We start from the raw sequence: 22,951 nt of genomic DNA, 5'->3' as shown, positions 1-22,951 counted from the left end.
GGTGCCCACGCAACCGGCGGAGCAGCGCGCCAGCAGCGGGGCAGGCGAGGGCGGTGCTGTGGCCCGTGCCCTGCTGACCTCGCGGCAAGGCGAGCGGCAGGCGCTACAGGAGCACGGCAACGCTGCCGGCGGCAAGACCGCGGAGCGGCTGGCCGCCCTGCAGCGTCGCCTCGCTGCCCTCGAGGCTTCGGTGCAAAACCAGGAAGACGCCAGTTCCACCGCGCCGCGGGTGCGCACGCTCACCGCCGTATCCGCCAGGAGCGCCGTGGAAGCCGACTACCTGCAGGCCTGGCGAGAGCGACTGGAGACCGTCGGCAACGCCTGGTATCCGCGCGCGTCCCTGCGCTACGGGCTCTACGGCACCCTCCGCCTCCGGGTGCTCCTGCGCAGCGACGGCAGCCTCGAGAGCGTGAAACTCCTCGACTCCTCCGGCTACGCCGTGCTCGATGAGGCGGCGCTGAAAATCGTGCGCCTGGCTGCTCCCTACGCCCCGTTCCCCCCAGCGCTGCGCGCAAAAGCCGACAAGCTGGAAATCATCCGCACCTGGGACTTTGCACCCACCGGGGGGTAGCCGGCCCTGCCCTTTGGGGGCAAACTGGTCCTATGGCGATCACCCGACATTCCAGCCAGTGCCTGCGGGATCACTTCCTGCTTGCCATGCCCAGCCTCGACGAGGGCATCTTCGCGCACAGCGTGACCTACATCTGCGAACACGGCGAGGCCGGCGCCATGGGCCTGGTCATCAACCGCCCGCTGGACCTGGACCTCGACGAGATCTTTGAGCACCTGGAGATAGAGACCCGCAGCGACTTCAGTGGCATACCCGTCATGGCCGGCGGCCCGGTGCAGACGGACCACGGCTTCATCCTCCATCGGCACGGCGCCGAGAGCTGGGACGCGACGCTTCGGGTCACGAAGGAACTGATGCTTACCACCTCCCAGGATATCCTCCGCGCCATTGCCGCAGGCGACGGGCCCGCGGAGTACCTCATCGCTCTCGGCTATGCGGGCTGGTCCGCCGGGCAGCTCGAGGAAGAGATCAGCCGCAACAGCTGGCTCACGCTGCCGGCGGACCCGGCAATCATCTTCCACACCCCGCCAGAGCAGCGGCTCCAGGCCGCCGCCGGGCGCCTTGGCATCGACATGAACCTCATCAGCAGCGAGGCGGGGCACGCCTGAAGCCCGTGACAGCGGTGCGTACCCTGCTGGCCTTTGATTTCGGTCTCACGCAGATCGGCGTTGCCGTGGGCAACGCGGTCCTCGGCACTTGTGAGCCTCTCACGGTGCTGCGGGCCAGGGAAGGACAGCCGGCCTGGGACCAGGTCGAGAGGCTTCTCGCTGAATGGCAACCGGATCTGCTGCTGGTGGGTGACCCCCTGAACATGGACGGCACGCCCAGCGAGATCGGCGAACGGGCCCGGCGCTTCGCCCGTCGCCTCCACGGGCGCTTCGGCAAGACCGTGGAGTTGGTGGATGAGCGGCTGACCAGCCACGCGGCCAAGGCCGAGGCCCGGGAGCGGGGCCACCGCGGGGATTACCGCAGGGACCCGGTAGACAGCCTCGCCGCCAGCCTCATCCTGCGCAGCTGGCTCGACGGCAGCGGCTAGCAACAGCAGCCGGCTTCAGGCGCCGTCGATGGTGAGCTTGACCCGGCTGGCAACGCCGCGCTGACCCTTGTCGTGGAGCTTGATGCCGAGGCGCACATCGTTCGCCGAGTCGGCGCTGCGGATCGCTTCCTCGCGGCTGATGAGGCCCTCCTTGTAAGCCACCAGCAGAGACTGGTCCAGGGTCATCATGCCCTGCTCATTGGAGCGGGCGATAACGCCCTTGATCTCGTGCACCTGGCCGTTGCGGATGTGGTCCGAGATAAGCGCGGAGTTCAGCAGCACTTCCATCACCGGCACCCGCCCGGGGCCGCTCTTCCGCGGCAGCAGCTGCTGGGCGACCATGGCCTTAAGGTTCAGCGACAGGTCCATCCACACCTGGTTGTGCATCTCCGACGGAAAGAAGCTGAGGATCCGATCCAGGGCCTGGTTGGCGTTATTAGCGTGCAGTGTGCACAGGCACAGGTGGCCCGTTTCGGCGAAGGCCAGGGCATGGGACATGGTCTCTGCGTTTCGCACCTCTCCGATGAGGATCACGTCCGGCGCCTGGCGCAGGGCATTCTGCAGCGCAGTCTCGAAGGAGATCGTGTCGAGGCCCACCTCGCGCTGAGTGACCAGGCAGCCGGCATGGTCGTGGATGAACTCGATCGGGTCCTCCACGGTGACGATATGGCCCCGGGAGTTGCGGTTGCGGTGCCCGACCATAGCGGCCAGGGAGGTGGACTTGCCGGTGCCCGTGCCCCCCACGAAGATCACCAGGCCGCGCTTGGTCATCGCCAGTTCCTCGATGATCGGCGGCAGATCCAGTTCATCCACCCGCGGGATCCGGGTCTGGATACGGCGGATAACGAGGCCGCAATTGCCGCGCTGCACAAAGGCGCTGGCGCGGAAGCGGCCATAGGCCTCGGACTGGAGCGCATAGTTGCACTCGTGGGTGCGCAGAAAGTCGGACTTCTGCGCATCGGAAAGAGTCCCGAGCACGAGCTCCCTGACCTCCTCCTCACCGAGAGCCGGAACGTCGAGGGAGTAGATCTGTCCATCCACCTTGACCGCCGGGGAGGCCCGGGCCGTGAGGAAGCCGTCGGACGCGTTGCGCTCCACGACCTCCCGCATGAGCTCTTCAACATTCATGGCCCGTGGATTCATGGCCTGTGACCTCTCTGTCAGCCCTGGGGTCTAGAAGTCTTCGGGGATGCGGGCCTTCTCCCGCGCGTGGTCGCGCGTGATCACTCGCTTGGCGACCAGCTCCTTCAGGCACTGGTCCATGGTCTGCATGCCCACGGCCTGGCCCGTCTGGATCGCCGAGTACATCTGCGCCACCTTATCCTCGCGAATGAGGTTCCGGATCGCGGAGGTGGCACGCATGATCTCGTGCGCCGCCACCCGGCCGCCGCCGACCCGCTTGAGCAGGGTTTGGGAAATCACCGCTTGCAGCGATTCCGACAGCATGGAGCGGACCATGGATTTCTCCGCCGCCGGGAATACGTCGATGACCCGGTCAATGGTCTTGGCTGCCGAGGTGGTGTGCAGGGTGCCGAAGACGAGGTGGCCGGTCTCCGCGGCGGTAAGCGCCAGACGAATGGTCTCGAGGTCGCGCATCTCGCCGACGAGAATGATATCCGGATCCTCGCGCAGCGCCGAGCGCAGGGCCTCGGCAAAGCCGAGGGTGTCGCGGTGCACCTCACGCTGGTTGAGCAGGCACTTGCGGCTCTCGTGGACGAACTCGATCGGGTCCTCGATGGTGAGGATGTGCTCGTACTTGTGGTCGTTGATGTAATCGATCATCGCGGCCAGCGTGGTCGACTTGCCCGAGCCCGTGGGGCCGGTCACGAGTACAAGCCCCCGGGGCAGCATACAGATATCGCGGAAAACCTGGCCCATGTTGAGGTCTTCCATGGTCAGGACCCGGGAGGGAATGGTCCGGAAAACACCGCCGGCGCCGCGATTCTGGTTGAAAACGTTGACCCGGAAGCGGGCAACGCCCGGGACCTCGAAGGAGAAGTCGGTCTCGAGGAATTCCTCGTAGTCCTTGCGCTGCCTGTCGTTCATGATGTCGTACAGCAGCTCGTGGACCTGCTTGTGCTCGAGCGGCGGCAGGTTGATGCGGCGTACGTCCCCATCGACGCGGATCATGGGCGGCAAGCCGGCGGAAAGGTGCAGATCCGAAGCACCCTGCTTTGCGCTGAACGCCAGGAGTTCAGTAATGTCCATGCTTCCGGTCCCTCTCCACACGTCCCTGGTCGCCGCAGCCGGCGCCTTACGCTACCATGCAGCCATGGACGCGGATTGCATTGCGGGCAATATAGCAGAGGTCTCGGAGCGGGTCAGGGCTGCGGCGGAAAAAGTCGGCCGGGACCCGGCGACGGTCCGGCTCCTCGCCGTGAGCAAAACGCACCCCGTCGAGGTTGTCCGCGCCGCCGCCGCCGCGGGCCAGCGTGATTTCGGCGAAAACTACCTGCAGGAAGCCATCGACAAGATCGCGGCCACCGCGGACCTCGATCTGTCCTGGCATTTCATCGGCCCGATCCAGTCCAACAAGACCCGCGCCATCGCCGGGCACTTCCACTGGGTGCACAGCGTTGACCGGCTGAAGATCGCCCGGCGCCTGTCCGAGCAGCGGCCGCCCGAGCTGCCGCCGCTGAAGGTCTGCCTGCAGGTAAATATCTCTGGCGAAGCGAGCAAAGCCGGGGTGGAGCCCGACGAGCTGCCGGCGCTGGCGGCCGCGGTGGCCGCCCTGCCGCGCCTTGAGCTCCATGGGCTCATGGCCATTCCTGCGCCGGCCGAGGACGAAGCCCGCCAGCGCGAACCCCTCGCCCGGCTGGCGGCTCTCTTCGCCAGCCTCCGCGAGACCCTGCCGGGCCTCGACACGCTGTCCATGGGTATGTCCGCAGACCTCGAGGCGGCGATCGCCGAAGGCGCGACCCTGGTGCGCATCGGCACCGCCATCTTCGGCCCCCGGGGCACCTGATTCAGCGCACGTGATTTACCGCGACAGCGGCGTGTATACTCGCCGGTTTCCCCAGCTATCAGGGCCCTAGCCGTGGCAGAGATCCGCATCGCATTTATCGGCGCCGGCAACATGGCGGCCAGCATCATCGGCGGACTGGTTGCAGAGGGACACCCGGCGAGTACCATCAGCGCGAGCGACCCGTCGCCGGAGAGCCTGGCGCGCTTGCGCGAGGTGGCCCCGGTGGCCACCGGCAGCGACAACCGCGAGGCAGTGACCGGCGCCGATGTGGTCATCCTGGCCGTTAAGCCGCAGGTTATGGCGCGCGTATGCATCGACATCGCGCCGGCCCTGGCCGGGGGCGGCGCCGTTGCCCTCTCCATCGCCGCCGGCATTCCTGTAGCCAGCCTGGAGCGCTGGCTCGGCCCCGGCGTGCCGGTGATCCGCTGCATGCCCAACACACCGGCGCTCCTCGGCGCCGGGGCCAGCGGGCTCTACGCGACCGCCGCGGTGAGCGCAGCGCAGCGCGCCCACGCCGGCACCATCCTCTCCGCCGTCGGCCTGGTGCGCTGGGTCGACAGCGAAGATGACCTGCACGCCGTCACTGCCGTTTCCGGCAGCGGCCCGGCCTATTTTTTCCTGTTTATGGAGGCCATGGCCGCCGAGGGACAGCGCCTGGGCCTGGACGCCGAGACGGCTACGGCCCTTACCGCCCAGACCTGCCTCGGCGCCGCACGCATGGCCGCCGAGAGCGGCATCGGCCTCGCCGAGCTGCGACGCCGGGTATGCTCCCCCGGCGGCACCACCGAGCGCGCCATCGCCAGCTTCCAGAGCGATGAGCTCGAAGCCACGGTCGCACGGGCCATGACCGCCTGTCTCGCCCGCTCGAAGGAAATGGCCGACGAACTCGGCTGACCCCCGCCCGCAAGGATAACGACCCCATGAGCGCCATCAACGAGATTTTCGCCTACCTGGTCCAGACCGCCCTGAGCCTATACCTCCTGGTCATGCTCCTGCGCTTCCTGTTCCACTTTGCCCGGGCGGATTTTTATAATCCCATCAGCCAGTTCGTAGTACGCGTCACCAACCCGCTGGTGCGGCCCGCGCGGCGCCTGTTCCCGGCCTTCGGTCGTTTCGACAGCGCTTCCCTGGCGCTCGCCGTGGTGCTGCAGGCCCTCGGCATCATTACCCTGCTCCTGCTCCACGGTGCAGGGCTCGTGGGCCCGACGCTGATCGTCGCCTGGTCGGTGATCGGTGTGCTCGGGCTGCTCGTGAACATCTACTTTTTTGCCCTGCTGGCCATGATCATCATCAGCTGGGTCGCCCCCACCAGCCGGCATCCGGCCCTGCTGCTGCTCTGGCAGCTCACGGAACCGGTGATGGCACCGGTGCGGCGCGTCCTGCCGGCCATGGGTGGGCTCGACTTCTCGCCAATCCTCGTCTTCATCCTGATCAACGTGCTGCAGATCGCCCTGCGCCACATGGCGGCCGGCGTCGGCCTGCACCCGGCGCTGGTCATGGGCGTGTGACGGCAGACCGGTGGCCCTAGCCTCCGATGCCCGCTCCGTCGGTCTGGTCACGCCGCAGACCGCGCACTTCGACGAGCCGCTGACGCTCGCCTGCGGGCGTGTGCTGCCCACCTATGAGCTGATCTACGAGACCTACGGCAAGCTCAACGCCGCGAAGGACAACGCCATCCTTGTCTGTCATGCCCTTTCCGGCCACCACCATGCCGCCGGGCGGCACAGCGTGGACGACCGCAAGGCCGGCTGGTGGGACGAGTGCATCGGCCCCGGCAAGCCGATCGACACAGAACGGTTCTTTGTCGTTTCCCTGAACAACCTTGGCGGCTGCCACGGCTCCACAGGGCCGGCATCAACCAATCCGGCCACAGGACAGCCCTGGGGCCCCGAGTTCCCGCCGCTGCGGGTGCGCGACTGGGTCCATAGCCAGGCCCGGCTCGCCGACGCCCTCGGCATCGACTGCTGGGCTGCAGTGATCGGCGGCAGCCTTGGCGGCATGCAGGCCATGCGCTGGGCCCTGCTCTACCCCCGACGGCTTCGCCACTGCATCGTCATCGCCGCGGCCATGAAGCTCTCGGCGCAGAACCTGGCCTTCAACGAGGTGGCCCGCCAGGCAATCCAGTCTGATCCGGACTTCGAGGACGGCCACTATCTGCACGCCGGCAAGGTGCCGGCCCGGGGGCTGGCCCTCGCCCGCATGGTCGGGCATATCACTTACCTGTCGGACGACGCCATGGCCAGCAAGTTCGGGCGCGAGCTGCGCTCCGGCAGCCTCGACATCGGCGGCGACGAGCCGGTGGAATTCCAAGTGCAGAGCTACCTGCGCTACCAGGGCTCGCGCTTCTCCGACAGCTTCGATGCCAACACCTATATCCTCATGACCCAGGCGCTGGACTACTTCGACCTCGCACGGGAATACGGCGACGACCCGGTAGCCGCCTTCGAAGCGGCATGCTGCCGCTTCCTCGTGCTGTCCTTCTCCACGGACTGGCGTTTCCCGCCGGCGCGCTCCCGGGAGATCGTCGACGCCCTCATCGCCGCACGTCGGGAAGTCAGCTACGCGGAGATCGAGGCCAACGAGGGCCACGATGCCTTCCTCATGCCCATCCCCCGCTACCTGGCGCTGTTTCGCGCCTACCTGCAGCAGGTGGCGGTGAGCTGATGCGCCAGGACCTGACCCACATCGTGCGCTGGATCGACCCGGGCTCCCGGGTCCTGGACCTCGGCTGTGGCGATGGCGAATTCCTCAAGCGCCTGCGCGACGAGCGTGGCGCCGCCGGCACCGGCATTGAAATCGACCAGGACAACCTCACCCGCGCGGTCGGCAAGGGCCTGAACATCGTGCAGCAGGACCTGGACCAGGGGCTGGCGAACTTCCCGGACCAGAGCTTCGACACCGTGGTACTCGCCCACGCCCTGCAGGCCATGCACTACCCGGACCGGGTGCTGGCGGAAATGCTGCGTGTGGGTCGCCAGGGCATTGTCACCTTTCCCAATTTCGGCCACTGGCGCTGCCGGCTGCATCTGACCACCCGCGGCCGCATGCCCGTGTCCAGGTTTCTCCCCTACCGCTGGTACGACACACCGAACATCCACTTCTGCACCGTCCGCGACTTCGAGCAGCTCTGTGCGGAACAGGGTGTCCGTATCCTCGCCCGCGACATGGTCGGCGCCGGCAGCTCGATGCTTGCGCGGGCCTGGCCGAATCTCTTTGCCCAGACCGCCATTTACCACCTCACGAGGCCCGCATGACCGAGATCGTCGTCGCCAGCGGCAACCGCGGCAAGCTCGCCGAACTCGCACGCACCCTGGCGCCGCTCGGCGTCACCCTGCGGCCCCAGGACGAGTTCGGGGTCCCGGAGGTGGCGGAGACAGGGCTGTCTTTTATCGAAAACGCCATCCTCAAGGCGCGGGCCGCCGCGGCACACACGGGGCTGCCGGCGATCGCCGACGACTCGGGCCTGGCCGTGGATGCGCTCGGCGGCGCACCGGGTATCTACTCGGCCCGCTATGCCCGCATGGCTGGCGCCGGCGAAGGCGACGCGGCAAACAACGCCAGGTTACTCGAGGCTCTCGCCGGCGTACCGGCAGCAGGGCGCACAGCCCATTTCCACTGCGCCCTGGTGTACCTGCGCAGGAGCGACGATCCCACACCGGTGATCGCCGAGGGACGCTGGCCAGGCAGCATTCGCACGGCGGCGAGTGGCGGCGGCGGCTTCGGCTATGACCCGCTCTTTCAACCGGAGGGCCTGGCCGTGTCCGCAGCGGAGCTTCCGGCAGAGGAAAAAAACCGGTTGAGTCACCGCGCCCGGGCCAGCGCAGCGCTCCTCGCCGCCCTCCAGGCGACCGACGCAGCGCCGTGAAGGCCCCACCGCTGGGGCTCTACGTGCACCTGCCCTGGTGCGAGCGCAAGTGCCCCTATTGCGACTTCAACTCCCACGAGCGCGAGCACCTGCCGGAAGAGGCCTACGTCACGGCACTGCTGGCAGACCTCGCCGGCGAGGCGGCGACGGTCACCGACCGCACGGTGGACACCGTATTCATCGGCGGCGGCACGCCGAGCCTCTTTTCGGCGGCGGCGATCGAGCGGCTGCTACAGGGCATCAGCGAGCGTGTGGTCCTGGCGCCGGATGCAGAGATCACCCTGGAAGCCAATCCCGGGAGCGCCGAGGCGGCAAAGTTCGCGGCCTTCCGCCGCGCCGGCGTGAATCGCCTGTCGCTCGGCATCCAGAGCTTCGACGATGCGGCCCTGGAGCGCCTGGGCCGCGTCCACGACCGCGCGCAGGCCCTGGCGGCGGTCACCGCGGCGCGCTCGGCGGGCTTCGACAACCTCAACCTGGACCTGATGCACGGGCTGCCGCAGCAGAGCAGGGAAGCGGGCCTTGCGGACCTCGAGACGGCTATAGCCCTGGCACCGGAACACCTGTCCTGGTACCAGCTCACCATCGAGCCGAATACGGTGTTTCACCGGCGGCCGCCGGTGCTGCCCGGCGAGGCGATCCTCAGTGAGCTTGAAAGCGAGGGGAGAAAGCTGCTCGCGCGGGCCGGCTACACACGCTACGAGGTCTCCGCCTGGAGCCGGCCGGGCCGGCGTTGCCGGCACAATCTGGGCTACTGGACTTTCGGTGACTATCTCGCCATCGGCGCCGGTGCGCACGGCAAGGTGATCGGGAGCGATGGACGCATCCGGCGCTACGCCAAGCGCCGCCAGCCGGAGACCTACCTGGCGGCCGACCCCGGCACCTTCACTGCCAGCGAGCGCTGCCTCGAAACCGCGGACCTTGCCGGTGAATTCATGCTCAATGCCCTGCGCCTCGTGGAGGGGGTACCGCGGGCACACTTTACCGCAGCCACGGGACTGGACGACGTCGTCATCGCCGGCACCATCGCGCAGCTGGTGGCCCGGGGACTGCTGGTAGACGACCCGGCGCGACTAGCTACGACGCCGCTGGGGCTCAGCTTTCTCGACGATGTGGTCGGTGCGTTCTTCGACGCTTAGACCGCAGCCGGTATGCGCTCGAAAAGCAGATCCCGGACGCCGTGCCCAAGGCGCTCCCCGCGCTGCTCGAATTTGGTCAGGGGCCGGCTTTCCGGGCGCGGCGCATACCCGCCCTCGGGCGCCGTATTCCTGAGCAGCGGGCAGGCCGAGAGCACGGCCAGCATCTGCTCGGCGTAGTCCTCCCAGTCCGTGGCCAGGTGGAACAGCCCCCCCGGGCTGAGCCGGGAGGCGGCAAGCGCAGTGAAGGGTGGCTGGATCAGGCGCCGCTTGTGATGCCGCTTCTTGTGCCAGGGATCCGGGAAGAAGACCTGCAGTGTGTCGAGGGAATCCGGGGCGATGCAGTCGGTGAGCACTTCCACTGCGTCGTGGCACAGCACCCGCACGTTAGTGAGCCCTTGCTCCTGCATCAGGTGCAGGAGCTTTCCCACCCCCGGACGGTGCACCTCGATGCCGAGGAAGTTGCGGTCCGGCGCCGCCGCAGCCATCGCGGCGAGGGAGTGTCCCATGCCGAAGCCGATCTCCAGCACCCGGGGGCCGGGCCGGCCGAACAGCGCATCGACGTCCAGAGGCACCGGCTTGAAGTCAATACCGAAGCGCGCCCAGCCCGCCTCGTAGGCCCGGCGCTGTGCCGTGGTCATGCGCCCGTGGCGGAGCACAAAGCTGCGGATCGGGCGCTGCGCGCGCGGGGGGTCTTCTGTCACGGAACAGCTCGCGCCCCTCAGGGCAGAAGTTTCCAGGACGCTGCGGCAAGACAGCCCCAGCCGGCAAGGAAGGCAAGACCGCCGAGGGGCGTCACGGCGCCGAGCCACTTGGTACCGGTGATAGCGAGCAGATACAAGCTGCCGGAGAAAACGGCGATACCGATGAGGAACAGCCAGCCGCTGGACTTCAGCAGGGTCGTTGCCGGTTGCGAGAGCAGAAGTACGCCGACCAGAACGAGGGCCAGAGCGTGGTAGAAGTGATACTGCACCGCGGTCTCAAAGACACCGCGGGCGTAGTCATCGAGGTGCCCGCGCAGCGCGTGAGCGCCGAAGGCACCGAGGGCGACGGCCAGCAGACCGGCCAGGGCGCCCAGGGAAAGGAAGAGTTTGGCCGCCACAGGTCAGGCCGCGATGGCCGTCCGGAGCTTCTTCATGGCCGCCTGTTCAAGCTGGCGCACGCGCTCCGCAGAGATCCCGTAATCGGCAGCCAGTTCGTGCAGCGTAGCCTTTTCATCGGCGAGCCAGCGCCGGGCGACGATATCGCGGCTGCGTTCATCGAGGTCGCGGAGTGCGCTCTGCAGCCGGCCCTCGCTCTGCGCACGCCAGTCCTCGGACTCCACGGCAGCCGCCGGGTCACCGCCCTGATCCTCGAGATAGTACTGGGGCGCCTGCCAACCGTCCTCGTCGTCGCTGTCCGCCGGGGCGTCGAAGGCGAGATCCCGACTCGAGAGCCGGCCTTCCATGCGCTGGACTTCCTGCACCTTGACACCGAGATCGTCGGCAACGGCCTGAGCCTCTTCGGCAGTGAGCCAGGCGAGGCTCTTCTTGGCGCTGCGCAGGTTGAAGAACAGCTTGCGCTGGGCCTTGGTCGTGGCCACCTTGACAATGCGCCAGTTGCGCAGAATGTATTCGTGAATCTCCGCCTTGATCCAATGCACGGCGAAGGACACCAGGCGGACGCCTTTTTCCGGATCAAAGCGCTTCACGGCTTTCATCAGGCCGACATTGCCTTCCTGGATCAGGTCCGCCTCCGCCAGGCCGTAGCCGCTGTAACTGCGAGCGATGTGCACCACAAAGCGGAGATGGGACATGACCAGTTCGCGCGCGGCCTGCACGCTCTCTTGATAGTAAAGCTGCCGGGCGAGCTCCTGCTCGCGCTCGACACTCAGCACCGGGATACTGGCCACGGCCTGTACGTAGGCGGCAAGATTGGCGCCCGGCGCCATCTGATCGATGGGCTGTAGCTGGGTGCTCATGCGTTTCCCCTCCAGACTGATCCCCGATTTTAGCACTCAGGGCGTTAGAGTGCTAATTTTCCGGAAGTTCCCTGGCGACAGGAATTTCTCGTTTTTTCAGCGACTTGCTCAACCCCCGGGGTCCAACCGCAGGTGCCGCCCGACGGCGAGCCAGGCCGCGATGAGACCAAGAGCGCCGCCGGCGAGTACCAGGCCGAAGGCGTCGACGAGCCCGAGGCCTGCAAGACGCCAGTCCGCGCCATAGGCGGCGGCGAGCTGCGCCACCGGACGGCGCAGGGCTGCGAACATCCCCGCCACCAGGATCGCTGCAACAGCACCGCCACCGATACCGTACCAGAGCCCCGAGTAAAGAAAGGGCCGGCGCACGAAGGCATCGGAAGCGCCCACGAGCCGGGTGACCTCGATCTCCTCGCGCCGACCCTCCACGGCAAGGCGGATCGTGTTGCCCAGCACCAGAAGCACCCCGGCGGCGAGCAGCAGCGCCGCGACCAGCACCAGGCGTCGCCCCAGCGCCGTAAGCCGCTGCAGCCGCTCAAGCCAGGCCAGATCAAGCACTACCTCGTCGACCGCCACAAGGGCAGAGAGCTCCTCCGCAAGCGCCGCGGACCGGGCCGGCTCCCGGGGGACCAGCAGCAACAGATGGGGCAGCGGGTTGTCCTCCAGGCCGCCAAGCACATCGCTGAAACCGGCGCGGGCCCGGAACTCGGCCAGGGCATCCTCCCGGGAACGGAAGGTCGCCCCGGCGATGGCCGGGCGAGCGCCCAGCTCCGCCGCCAGGGCCTTGCCTTCCGCCGTGTCGACAGCGGGATTCAGGAACACGGAAAGCTGCGCCTGCGTATCCACACGGCCGCCGAGGGCACGCAGGTTGTCCAGCGACAGGGCCAGGGTCACCGGCAGAGCCAGGGCGATGCCCACCACCAGCCAGGTCAGCAGACTCGCGGCAGGCCGCTCAAGCACACGGCGCAGGCTGTCGGCCGCAGACAGGCGGTGGTGACGGACCCAGGCCGACATCCGGTGGGACAGGCGCGTGCGCTGAACCCGGGCCCCATCACGGCGCGCTGCGGGTCGGGCCGCCATCAGGCCGGAGCCCCCACCAGGCGCCCCTCGCGCAAGGTAATGATGCGATGGCGCAGCCGGGAAATCAGGGCCAGATCGTGGCTGGCGATGAGTACGGTGACGCCAACCCGGGAAAAATCCTCGAAAAGGGTCATGATCTCCGCCGACAGGGCCGGATCGAGGTTGCCCGTAGGCTCGTCGGCAAGGAGCACCGGGGGCCGGCCGACCACCGCGCGGGCAATACCCACCCGTTGCTGTTCACCGCCGGAGAGGGTCACGGGCATGGCCCGCTCCTGCCGCAGCAGACCAACCTTGTCGAGGGCCGCGCGCACGCGCTTGCCGATTTCCCGGTGGTCATAGCCGGCGATATACAGAGGCAGGGCGACATTGTCGAAAACGCTGCGATCAAAGAGCAGCCGATGATTCTGGAAAACCACACCGACCTCCCGCCGGTGCGCAGGGATAGCGCGCCGGGTGATACGCGACAGGTCGCGACCGGCGACCAGCACCCGCCCCCGGGTCGGCTGCTCCAGCAGCATCACGAGGCGCAGGAGCGTGGTCTTGCCGGCGCCGGAGTGGCCGGTGAGAAAGACCAGCTCATCGGCGCCGATCTCGAAAGAAACGTCCCGGAGCGCATCGTGCCCCCCCTCGTAGCGCTTGCTGACACGCTCGAAGCTGATCACGGCTGAAGGCCCGGGGTCACAACTAGTCCCGGTCGAAAAGCGCGTCGATGAACTCGCCAGCGGCGAAGGGACGCAGGTCTTCCGCCGTCTCGCCGACACCGATGAAACGAATCGGCAAGCCAAGCTTGCGGGCAATGGCGAAGATGATCCCGCCCTTGGCCGTACCGTCGAGCTTGGTGAGCGTGAGGCCGGTCACGCCCACGGCCTCGGTGAAATGGTCAGCCTGAGCGAGGGCGTTCTGCCCGGTACCCGCATCGAGCACCAGCATTATCTCGTGGGGCGCAGCCGGATCCTGCTTGCCGAGGACGCGCACAACCTTGCGCAGTTCGTCCATGAGGTGCTCTTTGTTGTGCAGACGCCCGGCGGTATCGGCAATGAGCACATCCACGCCCCGGGCCCGGGCCGCGGCAAAGGCGTCGAAGAGCACCGAAGCGCTGTCGGCTCCTGTGTGCTGGGCGATCACCGGCACATCGTGGCGCTGACCCCAGACCTGCAGCTGCTCCACGGCGGCGGCGCGGAAGGTATCGCCCGCCGCGAGCATCACCGAGCGGCCCTCGTCCTGAAAACGCCGGGCCAGCTTGCCGATGGTGGTGGTCTTGCCGACGCCGTTCACGCCGACCATGAGGATCACATAGGGCGCTGCGCCGGCAACGGACAGGGGCTGCTCACAGGGCTCGAGAATTGCCTGCAGCTCTTCGCGCAGGGCCTCACGCAGGGCCGCAGGCTCGGTCAGCTCCTTGCGCGATACGCGCTGCGTCAGCCGCTCGATGATGTGCAGGGTCGCATCGACGCCCACATCCGCAAGCAGCAGCCGGGACTCAAGCTCCTCGAGGAGCTCCGCATCGATCTCCTTGCGGCCAAGGAACAGGTTGCCAAGGCCGGCGACGAGGTTGTCACCGGTACGCCCGAGACCGCGCCGCAGCCGCGCAAAGAAGCCCGGCCGGGTTGTTTCAACGGCCCCCGGCGGGGGGGTACCCGGGGCCGGCGTCGGGTCCGCGGGAGCCTCCGGCGTACGGTTGGGAGGGCTTTCAGCGGGGGTCTCCCCGGTTGCGGCGCTGTCGCTCGCGGGCGCCTCGGCGCCCTCGTCGGCAGCGCCTTTCCTGCGCTTGAAGAACTTCATGTCAGCCGTGCTAGAGTGCGCGGGCGGGCGCCCGCGGGGTGCCTATGCTATCACCGTGGCACAGGCGGGAAAAATGGCGGCAGGCCGCAGACAACATGCGCGCGCCCGCGCGGGCGGGGGAATACGCATTATCGGCGGCCAGTGGCGGGGGCGCCGCCTGGCCGTGGCAGACCGGCCGGGGCTGCGGCCCACCGCGGATCGCGTACGCGAGACCCTTTTCAACTGGCTGCAGGCAGTCGTGCCGGGGGCGCGCTGCCTCGACCTCTTCGCCGGCAGTGGCGCCCTGGGCCTCGAAGCCCTGTCCCGGGGGGCCGGGGCAGTCACCTTCGTGGACAGCGACCGGCAGGCCATGGACCGCCTCTGCGCCGTCCTCGACAGCCTCGACGCGCGGGACCGCGCGGACTGCCGCTGCGAGCGTGCCGAGCGCTTCCTCAGCCACGGCAGCGGACCCTTCGACGTGGTGTTCCTCGATCCACCCTTCGCCGGCGACGCGCTCGCTAGGGCCAGCGCCAGCCTCACACCCCTTTGCCACAGTGACAGCCTCGTCTACGTCGAGACGGATCAGCGCGATCCCGCGGCGCTGCTGCCGGACAGCTGGACCTGCCACCGCAACGGCAGGAGCGGCGGCGTGCAGTTCGGGCTCTACCGGCCGTTTGTGGCCCCCGGATGAATTGTTTACCATCGGCGCCTTCAGCGGCTGGGAGCCACTGCTATGAGTCGGGAAACGGTGATCTACCCGGGGACCTTCGACCCGATCACCAACGGGCATGTGGACCTGGCGGAACGCGCCGCCCGGCTCTTCGACCGCGTGGTTGTGGCCATCGCCTGGAGCGAGAAGAAAACTCCGCTCTTCGACCTCGAACAGCGCGTTGCCCTCTGTGAGGCCTCCCTCGCGCACCTGCCGAATGTGGAAGTGCAGGGTTTCAGCAACCTGCTCACGGATTTCGCCCGGGGCCTGGGCGCGCGCTGCGTACTGCGCGGCCTGAGGGCTGTGGCGGACTTCGAGTACGAGTTCCAGCTGGCGAACATGAACCGGGCCATGTACCCGGAATTCGAGAGCATTTTCCTGACGCCCTCGGAGCACCTGTCCTATATCTCGTCGTCGCTGGTGCGGGAGATTGCCGCCCTGAATGGCAACGTCGAGCCTTTCGTGCCCGCAGCCGTCGCCGATGCGCTGGCGGCGCGCTTCGCGGACTAGCTCACTCGTTCTGCCCGCGGGCGTCCCGGAGCTCCTTGTCCTTGTAGGTATAGCCGGGCTCGGTGCAACCGAGACAGCGCACGAAGGTCGCCTCGCCGGGCCCAAGCACGAGGGTCTCGGCCGCTTCACTCACGTGCCCGGCGAGGGCAGTGAACGGCAGGCTGACCACGAAGGCCGCGGCGCCTACCGCGGTCATCGCAAGGCCGATGGGCCGCGCGACCACAAGATCGCCGACCATAGCGAAGGGGTCGGGCTTCTCATCCACCGGCTGGGCGTGAGTCGCAGGCACGGCGACCAGCAGTGCCAGCAAAAGAACGGGCAGTGGCCACCTGACGGCGCGCAGCCCCCCGGTAAGGCGCTTGCGAAGATCCATGCTTCTCTCCCCCGGACCGGCTGATCCGCTACCTCTGACGAAAACAGTGTAGCCCGTTCACCGCTGGCAGGCTACGCAGTAAACGCTGGCCCGCTGGGCTATGCGACACTCCCGGAGCGGCGCCCCGCAGCGCCGGCAGGACTCACCGCCCCGACCGTAGACCCATAGTTGCTGCGCAAAGTAGCCCGGGCGCCCGTCGGTGCCGACGAAGTCCCGGAGCGTAGTGCCGCCCTGGGCGATGGCGGCCGTCAGCACGGCGCGGATGTGTCCCGCGAGGGCGCTGTAACGCGCCGCGGCAATGCGCCCGGCCGGGCGCCGCGGGGTGATGCCGGCCAGAAACAGGGATTCGGCGGCGTAGATATTGCCCACGCCCACCACCACGCGCGCGTCCATAATGAAAACCTTGACCGGGGCGCGCCGGCCGCGGGAAAGGCGGTACAGGTAGGTGCCGTCAAAGCCATCGCCCAGGGGTTCGGGACCGAGGTGGGCGAGCAGCGGGTGGTCGTCGTCGCCGGGAAGCCAGTGAAAGCTGCCGAAGCGACGCGGATCGTTGTAGCGCAGGACCAGGCCGCTGCCGAGCACGATATCAATATGGTCGTGCGCCGCCGGGGCCGTGCCGGCCGGGAGCACGCGCAGGGAGCCGGACATACCCAGATGCACCATGAGGCGCCCGGCGCCGGTGCGCAGGAGCAGGTATTTGGCGCGCCGGTCGATGGCCTCGATGCGCTGACCGGCAAGCGCCGCGGGCAGCGCCGGATCCACAGGCCAGCGGAGCCTGGGCTCGCGGACGGTGACGGCGAGAACCCGCTCGCCCACGGCGTGCGGAGCAAGACCGCGGCGGGTGGTTTCGACTTCGGGGAGCTCGGGCACGGCGTCGGCCTCGACAGGAAAACCGGGCAAAAAAAACCCCGACGCGGTGCCGGGGTCCTGGGTGCTCGCAAGCGCCTTACTTGATCTTGCCTTCCTTGTAGATCACGTGCTTCCGAACGACGGGATCGAACTTCTTCATTTCAAGCTTGTCCGGCGTGGTGCGCTTGTTCTTGTCCGTGGTGTAGAAATGCCCGGTGCCGGCGGTGGAATTCATGCGGATCTTTTCTCTCATGATCGTGCTCCTTCAGCCAGCCGTGTTCAGAACTTCTCGCCGCGGGCGCGCATTTCGCCCAGGACGGTCTCGATACCTTTCTTGTCGATGATGCGCATGCCCTTGCTGGATACGCGCAGCGCCACGAAGCGCTTCTCTGACTCCACCCAGAAACGATGCTGGTGCAGGTTCGGCAGAAAGCGGCGGCGACGCCGGTTCTTGGCGTGCGATACGTTGTTACCGGTGACCGGGCGCTTGCCGGTGATCTGACAGACTCGTGCCATCGTTGTCTCCTTGGGGACCCGGAGGCCTGAAAAACGGTGCGGCGGCGGAGCGTACCTGCCCGTCAATCGGGGGGCCTGCCGCGCGGAGCGCGACTTTATACCAGAAGGCCAGGGCGTCCGCAAGGACTAATGGGGCCCGCTACAAGAGTCCCTGCTCGGCAAAAGAGAAGGCCTCGCCGCGGCCGACAATGACGTGGTCGAGCACGCGGATATCCAGCAGGCCCAGGCCGGCCTGCAGCCGCTCGGTGATGCGCCGGTCCGCATGGCTTGGCTCGGCAACGCCGGAGGGGTGATTGTGGGCGAGAATCACTGCCGCCGCCCGGTGCTGCAGGGCGCGCACGGCCACCTCCCGGGGATAGACCGCGGCGCCGTCGAGGGTCCCGAGGAAGAGGTCTTCGCAGCGCAGCAGCCGGTGCTGGCTGTCCAGGAACAGACAGGTAAAGACCTCGCGGCTGCGGCTCGCGAGGTGGTGCTGCAGAAAGCGCCGGGTGTGCCGCGGGCTGCTCATGACATTGCCCCGCCGCAGCTGCTGCTCGACGCTGCGTCGGGCGAGCTCTACGGCAGCCTGGAGCTGAGCAACCTTGGCGCTACCGATCCCGGGCTCCGCCTCGAGCGCGGCGGCATCCATGGCGAGCACCCCGGCGAGGTCGCCGGCCCGCTCGAGGAGCGCGCAGGCAAGGCCGAGGGCACTTAGACCACGCCGGCCCGTGCGCAGCACCACCGCGAGGAGTTCCGCGTCGGAGAGCACACCCGGGCCGTGCAGATGCAGTTTCTCCCGCGGGCCCTCGCCCCGCGGCCAGTCGCCGATCGCCATGGTTCCGCCCCTCCCTGGGCTGTCGCGAGCCGTGTCCGGCGGGAAGCCCTGTGCTATCTTCCCATCCTTCACTTGCCCGATTTTCCCAGCCCGGGGCCCGCGATGGCACATCTTTTCAATCGCAATGTCGTCCTTGGCGTCTGCGGCGGCATTGCCGCCTACAAGGCCGCCTTCCTCGTGCGCGAACTGCAGGCACGCGGCGCCGACGTGCGCGTGATCATGACCCGCGGTGCCGAAGCCTTTATTACGCCGCTCACGCTGCAGGCGCTGTCCACGCATCCGGTGCATCGGGACCTTCTCGACGCAGAGGCCGAGCGCGGCATGGGCCACATAGAGCTCGCCCGCTGGGCGGATCTTCTGCTCATCGCCCCGGCCACCGCCGACTGCATCGCCCGCCTCGCCGCCGGCCGCGCCGACGATCTGCTGACCACCGTCGCGCTCGCTACAGCCGCCCCGTTACTGCTGGCGCCGGCCATGAATCAGCAGATGTGGGCCGATCCGGCCACCACCGCGAATATAGCCACCCTCGAGGGGCGGGGGGTGCACCGGATCGGCCCCGCGGCCGGGGACCAGGCCTGCGGCGACGTGGGTACCGGGCGCATGAGCGAGCCGCAGGCTATCGCCGGGCACGCCGCCGCCCTCTTCGAACACGGTGCCCTCGCCGGGCTCCGCGTCGTCGTCACCGCCGGGCCGACCCGGGAGGCCCTGGACCCGGTGCGCTACCTCTCGAACCACAGCTCCGGCAAGATGGGCTTCGCCCTCGCCACCGCCTGCGTGGATGCCGGTGCCCGCACGACCCTGATCAGCGGCCCGGTCACCCTGGAGACGCCCGCCCACGTGGCGCGCCGGGACGTAGAGAGCGCCGAGGACATGCTCGCCGCCTCCCTGGCTGCGCTACCCGCTTGCGACATCTTCATCGCCTGCGCCGCCGTTGCTGACTACCGCCCGGCGCAGATCGCTGGCGAGAAAATAAAGAAGGAGGATGAGCAGCTGACGCTCACCCTGGTGCGCAACCCGGACATCGTCGCCACCGTCGCCGCGGCAGAGCCGCGGCCCTTCACCGTGGGCTTTGCCGCGGAGACCCGGGATCTTCTCGCCTACGCCCGCGGCAAGCTGGAGCGCAAACGGCTTGATCTGGTGGTCGCCAACGATGTCGCAGCGGAAGGTATCGGTTTCAACAGCGACGATAACGCCGTGACGCTGCTCTGGCCGGGGGGTGAGGAAGCCCTGCCGAGGACCGGCAAGGGCAGCCTCGCCCGTCTCATTATCGAACGCATCGCCGCCCGCTATGCGGCTGCCCGCGGCACGGCTGTCGTTTCGCCGTGACGCACGCCGGTTTATGATGTAGCGGGGGCCGGCTGCCATGCTTAAAAAAGAACAGCAACGCCATAGCGACAGTCGCCGTGTGCACGGCATAGACACGGCGGGCAACGCGCTCTACAACATCCTTCGCCAGGGCGCAGCGCTCCTCGTCATTCCCGCCATGCTCCTCCTGGTCTGGCTGCTGGTTCTGCGCCAGCCGGCCCTGGAGCGGGCGCTGGTCGATGAGGTCGCTGCAGGCTATGCGGCAAATCGCGCCCAGGCGATAGCAGCACAGCTTGAGGCACTTCAGGCACGGCTGCAATCGGTGCTTGCCGCGGAGCAGCTCCCGGCACGGCTGGCGGACCCCTCCGCCGCAGCCCTCGCCGCGGCTGCGGACGACGCGCTCGCCGGCTTCCCCGGCGCCCTCGGGCTGCGCCTCCTCGCTCTGGATGATCGCGGCACCGCCGGTCTGGATAAGATCGAAGCGGGGCTGCGCAACCATATCGAGATCGACCTGGTCCGCCGCGCCGCCAACGGCGAGCGACCCATGCCGGAGGCCTACCGCAGCGCGGAGCGCTGGCTCTACTCCTTCGCCGAGCGTGGGCAGCTCGCCGGCAACGGCGCCCGGTTGGTCGCGCTGCTCAGTTACGACCAACGCCTGTTCCGTGACAGCCTGGCCCTCCCGGACGATGGGGCCGGCCGGTTCTCGCTGGTACAGCGACTGCCGGGGCGGGGCGCCGACACGGAGACACAGGTCGGCGGGGGCGCGGCGGGCGACCGGGTGGCACGGGCGGCCGTTGCGGGCACACCCTGGTTCGTCATTTTTACTCCCGGCGAGATGCTGATCGAATCCCTTGAGGACAAGGTTTCGCAACCGCTCCTTGCCGTGTTCCTGCTGCTGCTTACCGGCAGCGCCGGCTTTGCCCTGGTGGCGCAGCGCTATCCGCTGGTCCTGCGCCGGGAAGTCGCCCGGGCCGAGGCCGCCGCCCAGCACCGCACCCCTTACACCCTGCAGGTGCCCGAGCTTGCACCCATTGCCCGCAACCTGCGCAAGCTGACGCTGCGCCGGGCACGCATGGACGGCGTGGGCAGCGTACCCCGCGTGCTGACTGCCCCGCCCCCGCCCAGCGGCGGCAGTGCGCCGGCCCTCACCGCCGTTGCCGGGCCGGCAACGGCACTGCCCGAGCACATCTTCCGGGCCTATGATATCCGCGGCATTGCCGACACAGAGCTGGATGACGACACGGTCTACCGCATCGGTGCGGCCATCGGCACCCTGGCCGGGCAGAAAGGCGAGCAGACCCTGGTGCTCGCCTACGACGGGCGCGCAAGCAGTGGCCGCATCAAAGCCGGGCTGGAGCGGGCGCTGCTGCAGGCGGGCAGGGATGTGATTGACATCGGTCTGGTGCCCACGCCGCTGGCCTACTTCGCGACTCACCAGCTCCAGGGAGCAACCTCCGCTGTCATCGTGACCGGCAGCCACAATCCGCCGGAATACAATGGCGTCAAGCTGGTCCTGGAGCAGAGGCCCCCGGCCAGCGGGGACATCGAGCGCCTGCGGGCTATCGCGCTTTCCGGGAAGTTCAGCCAGGGCACCGGACACATGCTCCAGCGCGACGTCGCCTCGGACTACCTCGACGAAGTGGTCAGCGATGTCGCCATTGCCATGCCCCTGAAGATCGTCATTGACGCCGGTAACGGCGCTACCGGCCACCTCGCGCCAACCCTCTTCGAGGAGCTCGGCTGCGAAGTCGTGCCGCTGTATTGCGACATTGACGGCAGCTTCCCGAACCACTCGCCCGACACGAGCGTGGCGGCCAACCTCGCAGACCTGCAGGAGACGGTGCGCCGGGAAGGCGCAGACTTCGGCATCGCCCTGGACGGCGATGGTGACCGGGTGGCAGCGGTGACCGGCAGCGGCGAGATCGTGGACGCCGACTATCTGCTCATGCTCTTCGCCCGCGACGTGATTACCCGCAACCCGGGGGCCGACGTGGTCTACGACGTGAAGTGCTCGCGCAACCTTGCCCAGCTGGTCACCAGCCTCGGCGGCCGCGGGGTACTCTGGCGTACGGGCCACACGCACATCAAGGAAAAAGTGGCGGAAACCGGCGCGTTAGTGGGCGGCGAATTCTCCGGACACATGGTCTTCGGCGAGCGCTGGTTCGGCTTCGATGACGGTCTCTATGCCGCCGCGCGGCTGGCCGAAATCGTCAGCAGCAGCGAGGGCTCCCTGGACGCGCTCCTCAAGCAGTTCACGTATTCCGCAAGCACCCCCGAGATCCTCATCCCCGTGGACGACAGCAAGAAGTTCCAGCTGGTAGAGGCCTTGCGGAGCGAGGGGGACTTCGGCGACGGGCGCATCAACGACCTCGACGGCGTCCGGGTGGACTACCCTCGAGGCTGGGGATTGATCCGCGCCTCCAACACCTCGGCGGCGCTCACCGCTCGCTTCGAGGGCGATGATGAAGCCGTGCTGCACGACATCATGAACCTGTTTCGAGAACAGCTCGCGAGTATCCATCCGGACCTCGACCCCCATTTCTGACCGACCGATACCGGGAACGCCATGTCACTCTCCGCCGATGCCGCCATGCAGGTCGCCCAGGTCCTCACCGAGGCGCTGCCCTACATCCAGCGCTTCACGGGCAAAACCATCGTCGTCAAATTCGGCGGTAATGCCATGGTCGACCCCCTGCTGCACGAGAGCTTTGCCCGTGACATCGTGCTGATGAAGCTTGTCGGCATGAATCCGGTAGTGGTCCACGGCGGCGGTCCGCAGATCGGCTCGCTGCTCAAGCGGCTGAATATCCAGAGCGAGTTTGTGGACGGCATGCGGGTCACGGACTCGCAGACCATGGATGTGGTGGAGATGGTGCTCGGTGGCAGGGTGAACAAGGAGATCGTCGCCTCCATCAACCGCAGCGGCGGCAAGGCCATCGGCGTCACCGGCAAGGACGGCCAGCTCATCCGTGCCCGGCGGCTGACCATTGAGCGCCGCGGGCCGGAGCTAAAAGCCCCGGAAATCATCGATATCGGCCACGTGGGCGAGGTCCGGCAGGTGGACACGGAGATGCTGAACGTGATCCTCGGCAGCAACTTCATCCCTGTGATCGCGCCGATCGGCTGCGATGAGGAGGGCCAGAGCTACAACATCAACGCCGACATCGTGGCGGGCAAGCTTGCCCAGGTCATGCAGGCCGAGAAACTCATGCTGCTGACCAACGTCGCCGGCCTCATGGACGGCGAGGGCAAGGTCCTCACCGGCCTCAGCACCGTCGAAGTGGACGCCCTCATCGCCGACGGCACCGTACACGGCGGCATGCTGCCGAAAATCGGCTGCGCTCTGGAGGCGGTCAAGTCCGGCGTCGCCAGCGCCCATATCGTCGACGGCCGCGTACCCCACGCGGTGTTGCTGGAGATCTTCACGGACGAGGGCATGGGAACCAAGATCACCAGCCGGGGCGCCTGAGCGGCGTATTGCAGGGTCACCGGTCTCTAGCTACGATG

The 22,951-nt window shown here is 67.9% G+C and carries 28 protein-coding genes; 15 read left to right on the top strand and 13 right to left on the bottom strand.

All coding sequences use genetic code 11. From position 1 onward, the window contains the following. From HRUBRA_RS10205 to ruvX, 3 genes are all read left to right on the top strand, one after another. The coding region (locus tag HRUBRA_RS10205; protein WP_144244447.1) for an energy transducer TonB at positions 1-571 on the top strand (571 nt) is incomplete at its 5' end. Between the two features lie 32 nt (positions 572-603). After that, positions 604-1,179 (top strand): YqgE/AlgH family protein, encoded by a 576-nt coding sequence (locus tag HRUBRA_RS10200; protein WP_035516836.1) that lies wholly within the window; start codon positions 604-606, stop codon positions 1,177-1,179. Positions 1,180-1,184: 5 nt separating this feature from the next. Beyond that, positions 1,185-1,607: a Holliday junction resolvase RuvX gene (gene ruvX / locus HRUBRA_RS10195; RefSeq protein WP_035516834.1), complete on the top strand. Its 423-nt coding sequence runs from the start codon at positions 1,185-1,187 to the stop codon at positions 1,605-1,607. Between the two features lie 15 nt (positions 1,608-1,622). Here the strand turns inward: ruvX and HRUBRA_RS10190 are convergent, their stop codons facing one another. Together HRUBRA_RS10190 and HRUBRA_RS10185 are read right to left on the bottom strand one after the other, a co-directional pair. Beyond that, positions 1,623-2,735 (bottom strand): PilT/PilU family type 4a pilus ATPase, encoded by a 1,113-nt coding sequence (locus HRUBRA_RS10190; RefSeq protein ID WP_035516832.1) that lies wholly within the window; start codon positions 2,733-2,735, stop codon positions 1,623-1,625. A 45-nt stretch (positions 2,736-2,780) separates the two neighbouring features. Further along, positions 2,781-3,815, bottom strand: a complete 1,035-nt coding sequence (locus HRUBRA_RS10185; RefSeq protein ID WP_035516831.1) for a type IV pilus twitching motility protein PilT — start codon at positions 3,813-3,815, stop codon at positions 2,781-2,783. On the opposite strand from HRUBRA_RS10185, the gene HRUBRA_RS10180 reads away from it, so the two are divergent. The 7 genes from HRUBRA_RS10180 to hemW all read left to right on the top strand — a co-directional run bounded on the left by HRUBRA_RS10180 (position 3,808) and on the right by hemW (position 9,573). Then, entirely contained in the window at positions 3,808-4,572 is a 765-nt protein-coding gene (locus HRUBRA_RS10180; RefSeq protein ID WP_407681017.1) for a YggS family pyridoxal phosphate-dependent enzyme, read from the top strand. The genes HRUBRA_RS10185 and HRUBRA_RS10180 overlap by 8 nt on opposite strands. Positions 4,573-4,644: 72 nt before the next feature. Next, on the top strand, positions 4,645-5,466 hold the full coding sequence (gene proC, locus HRUBRA_RS10175; protein WP_035516830.1) for a pyrroline-5-carboxylate reductase: 822 nt from the start codon (positions 4,645-4,647) through the stop codon (positions 5,464-5,466). Positions 5,467-5,492: 26 nt separating this feature from the next. Beyond that, positions 5,493-6,080, top strand: coding sequence for a YggT family protein (locus HRUBRA_RS10170; protein WP_035516827.1), 588 nt, complete (start codon positions 5,493-5,495; stop codon positions 6,078-6,080). A 10-nt stretch (positions 6,081-6,090) separates the two neighbouring features. Continuing rightward, positions 6,091-7,236, top strand: a complete 1,146-nt coding sequence (gene metX, locus HRUBRA_RS10165) for a homoserine O-succinyltransferase MetX (RefSeq protein WP_035516825.1) — start codon at positions 6,091-6,093, stop codon at positions 7,234-7,236. Further along, entirely contained in the window at positions 7,236-7,826 is a 591-nt protein-coding gene (gene metW / locus HRUBRA_RS10160; RefSeq protein ID WP_035516824.1) for a methionine biosynthesis protein MetW, read from the top strand. Before metX ends, metW begins: the two co-directional genes overlap by 1 nt. Continuing rightward, positions 7,823-8,437 carry an RdgB/HAM1 family non-canonical purine NTP pyrophosphatase gene (gene rdgB / locus HRUBRA_RS10155; RefSeq protein WP_035516821.1) on the top strand — a complete coding sequence of 205 codons (615 nt, stop codon included), beginning with the start codon at positions 7,823-7,825 and terminating at the stop codon, positions 8,435-8,437. The genes metW and rdgB overlap by 4 nt, the downstream gene beginning before the upstream one ends. Beyond that, the gene (gene hemW / locus HRUBRA_RS10150; RefSeq protein ID WP_035516819.1) at positions 8,434-9,573 is read left to right on the top strand and encodes a radical SAM family heme chaperone HemW; all 1,140 of its coding nucleotides are present in this window, start codon (positions 8,434-8,436) and stop codon (positions 9,571-9,573) included. The genes rdgB and hemW overlap by 4 nt, the downstream gene beginning before the upstream one ends. Here the strand turns inward: hemW and trmB are convergent. The 6 genes from trmB to ftsY form a co-directional block, all read right to left on the bottom strand. Next, the gene (gene trmB, locus HRUBRA_RS10145) at positions 9,570-10,274 is read right to left on the bottom strand and encodes a tRNA (guanosine(46)-N7)-methyltransferase TrmB (RefSeq protein WP_035516818.1); all 705 of its coding nucleotides are present in this window, start codon (positions 10,272-10,274) and stop codon (positions 9,570-9,572) included. The two genes, hemW and trmB, sit on opposite strands and share 4 nt — an antisense overlap. A 17-nt stretch (positions 10,275-10,291) precedes the next feature. After that, complete coding sequence (locus HRUBRA_RS10140) at positions 10,292-10,672, bottom strand: DUF423 domain-containing protein (RefSeq protein WP_035516817.1); 381 nt, start codon at positions 10,670-10,672, stop codon at positions 10,292-10,294. Positions 10,673-10,675: 3 nt separating this feature from the next. After that, on the bottom strand, positions 10,676-11,530 hold the full coding sequence (rpoH, locus tag HRUBRA_RS10135) for an RNA polymerase sigma factor RpoH (protein WP_035516815.1): 855 nt from the start codon (positions 11,528-11,530) through the stop codon (positions 10,676-10,678). Between the two features lie 108 nt (positions 11,531-11,638). Further along, entirely contained in the window at positions 11,639-12,607 is a 969-nt protein-coding gene (gene ftsX / locus HRUBRA_RS10130; RefSeq protein WP_035516814.1) for a permease-like cell division protein FtsX, read from the bottom strand. Next, entirely contained in the window at positions 12,607-13,269 is a 663-nt protein-coding gene (ftsE, locus tag HRUBRA_RS10125) for a cell division ATP-binding protein FtsE (protein ID WP_035516811.1), read from the bottom strand. Before ftsE ends, ftsX begins: the two co-directional genes overlap by 1 nt. A 22-nt stretch (positions 13,270-13,291) precedes the next feature. After that, on the bottom strand, positions 13,292-14,389 hold the full coding sequence (gene ftsY / locus HRUBRA_RS10120) for a signal recognition particle-docking protein FtsY (RefSeq protein ID WP_035516810.1): 1,098 nt from the start codon (positions 14,387-14,389) through the stop codon (positions 13,292-13,294). A gap of 73 nt (positions 14,390-14,462) precedes the next feature. Between ftsY and rsmD the strand changes: the two genes are divergently transcribed. Together rsmD and coaD are read left to right on the top strand one after the other, a co-directional pair. After that, positions 14,463-15,059: a 16S rRNA (guanine(966)-N(2))-methyltransferase RsmD gene (rsmD, locus tag HRUBRA_RS10115; RefSeq protein ID WP_052094669.1), complete on the top strand. Its 597-nt coding sequence runs from the start codon at positions 14,463-14,465 to the stop codon at positions 15,057-15,059. A gap of 42 nt (positions 15,060-15,101) precedes the next feature. Next, positions 15,102-15,587 (top strand): pantetheine-phosphate adenylyltransferase, encoded by a 486-nt coding sequence (gene coaD / locus HRUBRA_RS10110; protein WP_035516808.1) that lies wholly within the window; start codon positions 15,102-15,104, stop codon positions 15,585-15,587. Between the two features lies 1 nt (position 15,588). Here coaD and HRUBRA_RS10105 read toward each other — a convergent pair whose 3' ends face one another. The 5 genes from HRUBRA_RS10105 to radC form a co-directional block, all read right to left on the bottom strand. Beyond that, positions 15,589-15,960 carry a hypothetical protein gene (locus tag HRUBRA_RS10105; protein WP_052094667.1) on the bottom strand — a complete coding sequence of 124 codons (372 nt, stop codon included), beginning with the start codon at positions 15,958-15,960 and terminating at the stop codon, positions 15,589-15,591. Positions 15,961-16,017: 57 nt separating this feature from the next. Continuing rightward, positions 16,018-16,830 (bottom strand): bifunctional DNA-formamidopyrimidine glycosylase/DNA-(apurinic or apyrimidinic site) lyase, encoded by an 813-nt coding sequence (mutM, locus tag HRUBRA_RS10100; RefSeq protein ID WP_035516844.1) that lies wholly within the window; start codon positions 16,828-16,830, stop codon positions 16,018-16,020. Between the two features lie 76 nt (positions 16,831-16,906). After that, positions 16,907-17,062 carry a 50S ribosomal protein L33 gene (gene rpmG / locus HRUBRA_RS10095; protein ID WP_035516806.1) on the bottom strand — a complete coding sequence of 52 codons (156 nt, stop codon included), beginning with the start codon at positions 17,060-17,062 and terminating at the stop codon, positions 16,907-16,909. Between the two features lie 26 nt (positions 17,063-17,088). Continuing rightward, positions 17,089-17,325, bottom strand: a complete 237-nt coding sequence (gene rpmB / locus HRUBRA_RS10090; RefSeq protein WP_035516805.1) for a 50S ribosomal protein L28 — start codon at positions 17,323-17,325, stop codon at positions 17,089-17,091. Between the two features lie 139 nt (positions 17,326-17,464). Beyond that, positions 17,465-18,139: a RadC family protein gene (gene radC, locus HRUBRA_RS10085; protein WP_035516803.1), complete on the bottom strand. Its 675-nt coding sequence runs from the start codon at positions 18,137-18,139 to the stop codon at positions 17,465-17,467. 102 nt (positions 18,140-18,241) lie between these two features. Between radC and coaBC the strand changes: the two genes are divergently transcribed. Genes coaBC through argB form a run of 3 tightly spaced genes read left to right on the top strand, consistent with a single transcriptional unit; the run spans position 18,242 to position 22,913 of the window. Further along, positions 18,242-19,465 carry a bifunctional phosphopantothenoylcysteine decarboxylase/phosphopantothenate--cysteine ligase CoaBC gene (gene coaBC, locus HRUBRA_RS10080; RefSeq protein ID WP_035516801.1) on the top strand — a complete coding sequence of 408 codons (1,224 nt, stop codon included), beginning with the start codon at positions 18,242-18,244 and terminating at the stop codon, positions 19,463-19,465. 37 nt (positions 19,466-19,502) lie between these two features. Continuing rightward, on the top strand, positions 19,503-21,989 hold the full coding sequence (locus tag HRUBRA_RS10075) for a phosphomannomutase/phosphoglucomutase (protein ID WP_035516799.1): 2,487 nt from the start codon (positions 19,503-19,505) through the stop codon (positions 21,987-21,989). 21 nt (positions 21,990-22,010) lie between these two features. Then, complete coding sequence (gene argB / locus HRUBRA_RS10070; RefSeq protein WP_035516798.1) at positions 22,011-22,913, top strand: acetylglutamate kinase; 903 nt, start codon at positions 22,011-22,013, stop codon at positions 22,911-22,913. Positions 22,914-22,951 lie beyond the last annotated feature (38 nt).

Source organism: Pseudohaliea rubra DSM 19751, assembly GCF_000764025.1.
GTDB classification, from domain to species: Bacteria; Pseudomonadota; Gammaproteobacteria; order Pseudomonadales; family Halieaceae; genus Pseudohaliea; species Pseudohaliea rubra.
Note: the sequence above shows the minus strand (reverse complement) of the source record. Positions and strands in the feature narration are given on the sequence as shown.

Coding starts and splice junctions, on each gene's coding strand:
- HRUBRA_RS10200 (WP_035516836.1), top strand. CDS start 604: ATGGCGATCACCCGACATTCCAGCCAGTGCCTGCGGGATCACTTCCTG.
- HRUBRA_RS10190 (WP_035516832.1), bottom strand. CDS start 2,735: ATGAATGTTGAAGAGCTCATGCGGGAGGTCGTGGAGCGCAACGCGTCC.
- HRUBRA_RS10180 (WP_407681017.1), top strand. CDS start 3,808: ATGTCCATGCTTCCGGTCCCTCTCCACACGTCCCTGGTCGCCGCAGCC.
- HRUBRA_RS10185 (WP_035516831.1), bottom strand. CDS start 3,815: ATGGACATTACTGAACTCCTGGCGTTCAGCGCAAAGCAGGGTGCTTCG.
- HRUBRA_RS10170 (WP_035516827.1), top strand. CDS start 5,493: ATGAGCGCCATCAACGAGATTTTCGCCTACCTGGTCCAGACCGCCCTG.
- metW (WP_035516824.1), top strand. CDS start 7,236: ATGCGCCAGGACCTGACCCACATCGTGCGCTGGATCGACCCGGGCTCC.
- rdgB (WP_035516821.1), top strand. CDS start 7,823: ATGACCGAGATCGTCGTCGCCAGCGGCAACCGCGGCAAGCTCGCCGAA.
- rpoH (WP_035516815.1), bottom strand. CDS start 11,530: ATGAGCACCCAGCTACAGCCCATCGATCAGATGGCGCCGGGCGCCAAT.
- ftsX (WP_035516814.1), bottom strand. CDS start 12,607: ATGGCGGCCCGACCCGCAGCGCGCCGTGATGGGGCCCGGGTTCAGCGC.
- ftsY (WP_035516810.1), bottom strand. CDS start 14,389: ATGAAGTTCTTCAAGCGCAGGAAAGGCGCTGCCGACGAGGGCGCCGAG.
- rsmD (WP_052094669.1), top strand. CDS start 14,463: ATGGCGGCAGGCCGCAGACAACATGCGCGCGCCCGCGCGGGCGGGGGA.
- coaD (WP_035516808.1), top strand. CDS start 15,102: ATGAGTCGGGAAACGGTGATCTACCCGGGGACCTTCGACCCGATCACC.
- HRUBRA_RS10105 (WP_052094667.1), bottom strand. CDS start 15,960: ATGGATCTTCGCAAGCGCCTTACCGGGGGGCTGCGCGCCGTCAGGTGG.
- rpmG (WP_035516806.1), bottom strand. CDS start 17,062: ATGAGAGAAAAGATCCGCATGAATTCCACCGCCGGCACCGGGCATTTC.
- rpmB (WP_035516805.1), bottom strand. CDS start 17,325: ATGGCACGAGTCTGTCAGATCACCGGCAAGCGCCCGGTCACCGGTAAC.
- radC (WP_035516803.1), bottom strand. CDS start 18,139: ATGGCGATCGGCGACTGGCCGCGGGGCGAGGGCCCGCGGGAGAAACTG.
- coaBC (WP_035516801.1), top strand. CDS start 18,242: ATGGCACATCTTTTCAATCGCAATGTCGTCCTTGGCGTCTGCGGCGGC.
- HRUBRA_RS10075 (WP_035516799.1), top strand. CDS start 19,503: ATGCTTAAAAAAGAACAGCAACGCCATAGCGACAGTCGCCGTGTGCAC.
- argB (WP_035516798.1), top strand. CDS start 22,011: ATGTCACTCTCCGCCGATGCCGCCATGCAGGTCGCCCAGGTCCTCACC.